This is a genomic window from uncultured Rikenella sp. (genome assembly GCF_947628055.1).
In the GTDB taxonomy this organism is placed as follows: Bacteria; Bacteroidota; Bacteroidia; order Bacteroidales; family Rikenellaceae; genus Rikenella.
Genome location: NZ_CANQYJ010000141.1, coordinates 1 through 4,444 on the forward strand (window position 1 = coordinate 1; position 4,444 = coordinate 4,444).

A 4,444-nucleotide genomic window follows, 5' to 3' on the forward strand; every position below is an offset into this window, starting at 1 on the left:
GGCGACAACAGGTATTTTGGTGAAAGTATAAAAAACTTCCCGGAAGCGTCGTGTTTTGCCTTGAGGAGGCCGCGCAGGACGCGCGAACTCCCGACAAGGCGAAACCGACTGGAGGCACTTTGGTTTCGCCTTCCTCCTGGCGCCTCGGCCATTCGAGCAAGCTCGAAGGCACTCGCCTGTTGCGTTGGTTCTTTGTCTACTTTGACCTGCGGTCTTCCTCGCGCTACCTCGGCATAGCTCGCAAGCGGTCTCTGCCCTCGGAACGCTGCTCAGTTCCTTTGGTGACAAAGAAAGTAGAAACCCCGCCGAATCGAAGCGATAAAAACGAACGATCCGATTTACTGCCCCGCTTTGATCTCGATCAACACATCGTCCTTGCCCACCGTTTTCCCCGGTACCACCGTCACTTTCGTCACCGTCCCCTTCATGTGCGTGGCAATCGTATTCTGCATCTTCATCGCCTCCAGCACCAGCAGCGCCTCGCCGCTTCCCACCGTTTGCCCCTCCGAGACGAAAACATCCAGAATCTTGCCCGGCATCGGAGCCTTGATGACCTCTTTCTTCGACAGCCCCGCCTTCGCTGCCAGCATCCGCTTACGGCTCAGCGAAAACGGCGTCTCCACCGAGAAATTATAGTTCACCCCGTTCAGCACAATGCTGTATGTATTCGCGCTTTGCTGCACAATTTCGTAAGGATAGCGCATCCCGTTGCAGGAGAGCACATTCACCCCGTCCGCCTCCTGCACCAGGTCGATCCGGATCGGTTTGCGCTGGTAACGGTATTCGTAATTGTTTTTGACCGAAAACTCGTACTCGGCGTTGGTATCCGTATCGAGTGCGATCAGTTTGGCCGTATTGGTAGTTTTTTTCGGTGTCATGGTTTTCAATAGCGTAAGAGAGATAGATTACAAATTCCGGATCCGCCGATTGAGCACCCACGGGTCGATCCCCGTCTCCGGCCCCACGTCCGGCACCGTCTCATGCGTGTACTGGTACAAAGCCAGCATCGCTGCCATCAGCTCCTCGTCCGGTTCGCGATAAACCAGCGATTCGAGCTTCGTCTCGATGAACGAAGTGTCGAAATCGCCGCTGCAGAACGCCTCGTTGTGCAGCACCGCCTTGCAGAACGGAATGGTGGTCTTCACCCCCTTGATATGGAACCTCTCCAGCGCCGACAGCGTCCGTTCGATGGCCTGTTTCCGGTCTTTGCCGTGGACGATGAGCTTGGCGATCATCGAGTCGAACCAGGGCGTGATTTCCGATCCCGGCACAATCCCGGTGTCGATCCTGATGTTGTCCCCCTGCGGCAGTCGCAGCTGCTTGATCGTCCCCATCGACGGCGTGAAGTTCGCCTGTACATCCTCGGCATTGACCCGGCACTCGATGGCCCAGCCGTTGAGCTTCACGTCGCTCTGTTTGATCGGCAGCTTCTCGCCCGAAGCGATCCGCAGTTGCAGCTCGACAAGATCAAGTCCGGTAATCGCCTCGGTGATCGGGTGTTCGACCTGAATCCGGGTGTTCATCTCCATGAAGTAGAAGTTTTTGTTTTTGTCCAACAAAAACTCGACTGTCCCCAAACTTTCGTATCCCGCTCCTTTGGCCAGTTTCACCGCCACGCGGGCCATCTTGTTCCGCAGTGTGGCATCGAGCGCCGATGACGGGGCTTCTTCCAAGAGTTTCTGGTGTTTGCGCTGCACGGAGCACTCCCGTTCCCCCAGATGAACCACATTCCCGTGTGCATCTGCAACGATCTGAAATTCGATATGTTTCGGATTTTCGAGGTATTTCTCGATAAAGACCGAAGGGTCGCCGAATGCGCTCTGGGCTTCCGACGATGCGGCATGGAACATCCGTTCCATTTCGTCGGGTTTATGCACGATCCGCATCCCGCGCCCGCCGCCGCCCGATGCGGCCTTGATAATAACCGGATAGCCGATCTTCTTGGCGATCTTCGCGCCTTCCTTGACATCTTTGACGCTGCCTTCGCTGCCCTGGAGCATCGGTACGCCGTTCTTGGCGGCAATCTCTTTGGCGATGATCTTGTCGCCCATGTCTTTGATGAGCTTGGCCGGAGGCCCCACGAATTTAATTCCTGCATCGGCGCATTTCTGGGCAAAGTCGGCGTTTTCGGACAGGTATCCGTATCCTGGATGCAATGCCTGCACTTTATTGTCCACGGCCAGTTTCACGAGGTTGTCGATGTCCAAAAATTCAGGGGTCGTCCCGTCGGTCTCCGGAAAGTCGATCACTTGGTCGGCGAAGTTCAAATAAACGGCGTTGGGCTCTTTGACTGTGCGGATGACGTAGGTCTTGATCCCCATCCGCTTGGCGGTGCGGCAGATGCGTATGGCTATCTCGCCGCGGTTGGCTATCAATATCGATTTTATCATAATCTTTTCTCTCTCTCTTTAATCGTTCGTTTTCTTTCGACTGTTCTTTGGCGACCGTGTGGAACCGTACCTTTTCTGAAGAAAAGGTACCCAAAAGACTTTCCGATAGCTGCGCTACTCCTTAGGCTCCGCAGTCCTCTTGCATTGCATTTTTTTGGGGGTGTGGCAATAGCGGGCATAAGGTAATTTATACTCGATAGCCCGCTATTGCTCACACCCCAAGAGAATCAAAGACAAGGGTACCCGGCAGGCTCAAGAGATGCGCAAGCATCTCAAAAAGTTTTTTTGGTTCTTTTTGTTCACAAAAAGAACAGTACCCTCCTGTCGCTAAATACCGGCGCAAAGAAAACGAACAGTTACCAAGCAGTAAAAAGTGATCGATTAGAGCGGCGTATTGCCATGTTTGCGCCGCGGCAAGCTGACCGACTTTTTTTCCAGCGTTTTGAGTGCATTGATAATCTTCGAGCGCGTCACCCGCGGATCGATCACCTCGTCGATGAAGCCCTTTTCGTCCGCAATATACGGATTGGCGATCTCCTCGCGATACTTCGCCGAGAGTTCCTTTTTGAGCGCCACCGGGTCTTCCGCCTCCGCCAGCTCCTTGCGGTAGAGGATCGCCGTCGCCCCGTCCGGCCCCATCACGGCAATCTCCGCCGTCGGCCATGCATAGCAGAAGTCGCCTCCCACCCCCTTGCTGTTCATCACGATATACGCCCCCCCGTACGCCTTGCGCAGGATCACCGTGATTCTCGGCACCGTCGCCCGCGTATAGGAGTAAAGCAATTTCGCCCCGTGGCGAATGATCCCCGCATGTTCCTGATCCGTCCCCGGCAGGAAGCCCGGCACATCCTCGAACGTCACGATCGGAATATTGAAACTGTCGCAGAAATTGATGAACCGCGCCCCTTTCACCGAAGCGTCGATGTCCAGCGTTCCCGCCATCACCTTCGGCTGATTCGCCACGATTCCCACCACATATCCCCCGATCCGGGCCAGCCCCGTCACCAGATTCCGCGCATGGCCCGCCCCCACTTCAAAGAACCGGCCGTGGTCGGTGATCATCCGGATGACCTCCAGCACGTCGTACGGTTTGTCCGGATCGTCCGGCACCACGTCGAGCAGCGCCTCTTCGGCTCGATCCGCCGGGTCGTCGGTTCCGACGAACGGCGGGTTCTCGATATTATTGGCCGGCAGGAACGAGAGCAGCATCTTGATCCCTTTGATGGTATTTTCGTCGTCGCTGAAGACGAAGTCCGCCACCCCCGTTCTCGTGGAGTGTACGGTAGCCCCCCCCAGCTCTTCCGCTGTGACCTCTTCGTTCAGCACCTGCCGCACGACGTCCGGCCCGGTCACGAACATATAACTCGTGGACTCGGTCATAAAGATGAAGTCGGTCAAGGCCGGCGAATAGACCGCCCCGCCCGCCGCCGGCCCCATGATGGCCGAGATCTGCGGTATCACGCCCGACGCCAGCACGTTCTGCCGGAAGATATTGGCGTATCCGTTCAGGCTGGTGATCCCTTCCTGAATGCGTGCGCCGCCGGAGTCGATCAAGGCGATGAGCGGCGATCCGGTCTTGAGGGCCATGCTCTGCACTTTGACGATCTTGGCGGCGTGCACCGACCCGAGCGATCCCCCGAGCACGTTGAAGTCCTGCGAGAATGCGTACACGGATTTCCCGCCGACTGTCCCGTACCCAGCGATCACGCCGTCACCCAGTGCGGTCGTGGATTTCCCGAATCCTCCCGCTGCGGCGGGGATCGCATAGGCGTCTACTTCTTCAAAGCTCCCTTCGTCGAAGAGCAGGTCGATCCGCTCCCGTGCGGTGAGTTTCCCGCGGTTGTGCTGTTTCTCGTAGTATTTCGCGTCGTATTGTTTCTCTAAGGTGGCTTGACGGGCCAAAAATCTTTCGTATGCTTTCCCCATAACTGTTAATTTCGTAAGGGTTCGTTTTATTTGCACTGTGGACGGGAGGGAACTGTTCTCTTTAACTGCGCTTCGCTTGTTTTGCCTCCGGCTTCCTCGCGCTACCTCGGCATAGTCCGCCAGCGGCC

The 4,444-nt window shown here is 56.3% G+C and carries 3 protein-coding genes; all 3 read right to left on the minus strand.

What is annotated here, in order from left to right:
* Positions 1–338 precede the first annotated feature (338 nt).
* The 3 genes from Q0Z93_RS09685 to Q0Z93_RS09695 all read right to left on the minus strand — a co-directional run bounded on the left by Q0Z93_RS09685 (position 339) and on the right by Q0Z93_RS09695 (position 4,316).
* The gene (locus tag Q0Z93_RS09685; RefSeq protein ID WP_298065012.1) at positions 339–878 is read right to left on the minus strand and encodes a biotin/lipoyl-containing protein; all 540 of its coding nucleotides are present in this window, start codon (positions 876–878) and stop codon (positions 339–341) included.
* 27 nt (positions 879–905) lie between these two features.
* The gene (locus tag Q0Z93_RS09690) at positions 906–2,390 is read right to left on the minus strand and encodes an acetyl-CoA carboxylase biotin carboxylase subunit (protein WP_298065014.1); all 1,485 of its coding nucleotides are present in this window, start codon (positions 2,388–2,390) and stop codon (positions 906–908) included.
* A 381-nt stretch (positions 2,391–2,771) separates the two neighbouring features.
* A complete protein-coding gene (locus tag Q0Z93_RS09695; protein ID WP_298065016.1) occupies positions 2,772–4,316 on the minus strand; it encodes an acyl-CoA carboxylase subunit beta in 1,545 nt (514 codons plus the stop codon).
* Positions 4,317–4,444 lie beyond the last annotated feature (128 nt).

Excerpts from the sequence above, each read along its gene's own strand:
- Q0Z93_RS09685 (WP_298065012.1), bottom strand. The coding sequence starts at position 878 with ATGACACCGAAAAAAACTACCAATACGGCCAAACTGATCGCACTCGAT.
- Q0Z93_RS09690 (WP_298065014.1), bottom strand. The coding sequence starts at position 2,390 with ATGATAAAATCGATATTGATAGCCAACCGCGGCGAGATAGCCATACGC.
- Q0Z93_RS09695 (WP_298065016.1), bottom strand. The coding sequence starts at position 4,316 with ATGGGGAAAGCATACGAAAGATTTTTGGCCCGTCAAGCCACCTTAGAG.